The organism is Skermanella stibiiresistens SB22 (genome assembly GCF_000576635.1).
Lineage (GTDB): Bacteria > Pseudomonadota > Alphaproteobacteria > Azospirillales > Azospirillaceae > Skermanella > Skermanella stibiiresistens.
The window spans coordinates 1-1,574 of record NZ_AVFL01000093.1; the positions used below are offsets into that span (position 1 = coordinate 1).

Here is a 1,574-nt window from a genome sequence, read left to right on the forward strand (position 1 = left end):
CGGCCCTCGATGAGGACAGGAAGATCCCGTTGGTACAGGCGGATCTGCCGATGGAGTGGAAGGGCCTGTTGCAAAGCTCCGTTCCGGGCGCCGCCAAGTCGGCGTATCGTGACGGATGCGGAACGGAGGCTGGTTTCTTCCGGAAAGGATGGCGATCCATGTCAACCGACCAGACCCGATGGGTTGCCCGACTGACGCCGGCGGGCGGCGGCGGCGTCAGCGAGCTGCTGCGGCTTCCCGTGGCGCTGGATGTCTGGCAACGCGAGGACGAGGCCCTGATCGTGGCGGCATCGTCGGCGACGCTGGGGGAACTGGAGCGCCGCCGCCTCGCCACCGTCGAGCGACTGTGTACCACGGCCGAATACGAGGCATGGGCGCGGCGCGCCGCCGGGCAGCCCGAACCGCCTGAACGCTGACCGTCCATTTTTCCCTGTGCATGAGGTCCCGTCATGGAACTGATCGTCAAGGTCACGTCCACCGACCAGCAGACACCCCTGTCGGATCTGTTGCGGCTGCCCCTTGGCCTGGATATCTGGGAGGTCGCGCCGGATCACCTGATCCTGCGCGCACCCGAGGCACCGATCGAGCGCCTTGCCCAGATGGGCTATGGCGTCGAGCAGATCCAACCGGTTGCCGAACACCTCGGCGCCTTCGCGACCGCCGAAGCGATCGCCGGCTATCATTCCGCCGAGACCCTGGAACAGGACATGCGCCGGCTCGCCGAGTCCCGCCCGGAGATCGCCGAACTGCGGGAAATCGGGCGCAGCGTCGAGAACCGTCCGATCTGGGCGCTGCGCATCGGCGAACGCAAGGGCAGCCTGGACAGGGTGTTGTTCATGGGCTGCCACCATGCGCGGGAATGGATCGCCGTCGAGGTGCCGTTCCGCCTCGCCGAGGAACTGGTCGAGCGGGCCGACGACACTCCGATTGCCGCCTGGCTGTCGGCCGGCGAGATCTGGGTCGCCCCGATGGTCAATCCGGACGGCCATGAGCATTGCCGCACCGGGGAACGGCTGTGGCGCAAGAACCGCAGGCGCAATCCGGACGGTTCGATCGGTGTCGATCCGAACCGGAACTACGGCTATATGTGGGGCACGCTGAACGTGCCGACGTCGAGCCACGTGCCGAGCGACGAGACCTATGTGGGTCCGCGAGCCTTCTCCGAACCGGAGACCCGCGCCGTGCGCGACCTGGTGGCCCGCGAAATGTTCCAGGGCGTGATCACCTATCACAGTTACTCCCAGCTGATCCTCTATCCCTGGGGCTATACCGACAGGCAGGTGCCCGACCGTCAGGACCGCGAAGGCATGATCGGTCTCGCCAGGGAGATGCGCGACCTGATGAGGGGCATTCACGGGGTGGCCTATACGGTCCAGCAATCCTCCGCGCTCTATCCGACCGCCGGCGACACCACCGATTGGACCTATGGCGAGTACGGCATCCCGTCCTTCACCATAGAGCTGCGGCCGAAAAGCCATCTGGAGGGCGGCTTCATCCTGCCGCCGGACCAGATCCAGCCGACTTGGGAGGAGAATCGCCCGGCCGCTTTCCGCTTCATCGAACGGTTCCTGAGA

2 protein-coding genes are annotated in these 1,574 nt (G+C 66.1%); both read left to right on the top strand.

Annotated elements, in window-relative coordinates; translation table 11 throughout:
• Positions 1 to 416, top strand: a 416-nt coding sequence (locus N825_RS40160) for a hypothetical protein (protein WP_211098451.1), incomplete at its 5' end; no start/stop codon positions are given.
• Positions 417 to 449: 33 nt separating this feature from the next.
• Positions 450 to 1,574 (top strand): M14 family metallopeptidase (locus N825_RS35565; protein WP_051514255.1); only part of this gene is annotated, 1,125 nt, incomplete at its 3' end.